Raw genomic sequence first — 919 nt, 5'->3', positions numbered from 1 at the left:
TCGACGTGCGCGACCGTCGCCGCCGGCCCCGACAGCGCCGCGCGGCCCAGCACGAGCGTCGCGACCGCGTCGTCGACCTCGGCCGCCGTGCGGCCCGTGACGACGAGCAGCTTGCGCCCCGGCGCAGCCGGGTTGTCGGCCACCGCGAGCAGCGGGCCGTTGATCGACGGCAGCGCGAGGCCGGCCGGCAGCGTCGCGGCCGTGCCGATCACCACCGCCTGGTCGTCCGTCGGCAGCCCGGACGACACCGGGAACCGCGCATGCCGGTAGTCGGCCAGCGCGCCGAACCACGACGCGAGCACGCCCGCGCTGCGCAGCGTCGCCGAATCCGGCGACGCCGGCAGCACGAACGGCAGGCGCACGCGGCCGTTGTCGCGCCGATCGAAGAACGGCGCGGGCAGCAGCGCGAGATCGTTCGGCAGGCGCACCGGCGACTCGTCGAGGATCAGCTCGCTCTTCGGGCTCACGTCGGCCCACAGCGCCGAGTTCGACGGATCCTCGCAATGGTCGAGCGTGTAGTGCGCGATCAGGCGCAGGCCGATCTGGTTGAAATCCGAGAAATAGCGCGGATCGATCGGGATTTCCTGCGTGACCGTCCGGCCCGCCTGCGCGGCGTCGAACGGAACGGTCGCGATCACCTCGCCGTTCACCGACACCTTCAGGTGCGACATCGGGAACACCAGCGACGGCGAATAGGCGTAGGTCAGGCGCAGCCGCGCGCCGGTGACCACGCGGTCGAGCCGCACGCCCGCGTTGATCGTGCGCGCGTCGTCGGCGCCGCGCAGGCGCAGCGGATCGAACGCACCGAGCGACGCGAACGGCAGATGCACCGTCGTCGCCGGCAAGCCGGCGGACGGCGCACTGGCCGCCGCGGGCGCGGCCGCGGCCGCGAGCACCGGCGCCGGCATCGCGCCCGAGG

At 74.1% G+C, this 919-nt stretch carries 1 protein-coding gene; it reads right to left on the bottom strand.

What is annotated here, in order from left to right; genetic code table 11:
- Positions 1 to 919, bottom strand: a 919-nt coding sequence (locus L810_RS43750) for a cellulose biosynthesis cyclic di-GMP-binding regulatory protein BcsB (protein WP_042978553.1), incomplete at both ends; no start/stop codon positions are given.

It is taken from the genome of Burkholderia sp. AU4i, from assembly GCF_000466765.1.
GTDB classification, from domain to species: Bacteria; Pseudomonadota; Gammaproteobacteria; order Burkholderiales; family Burkholderiaceae; genus Burkholderia; species Burkholderia cepacia.
The sequence above is the reverse complement of the archived record's forward strand: the minus strand, read 5'-3'. Positions and strand labels throughout refer to the sequence as shown.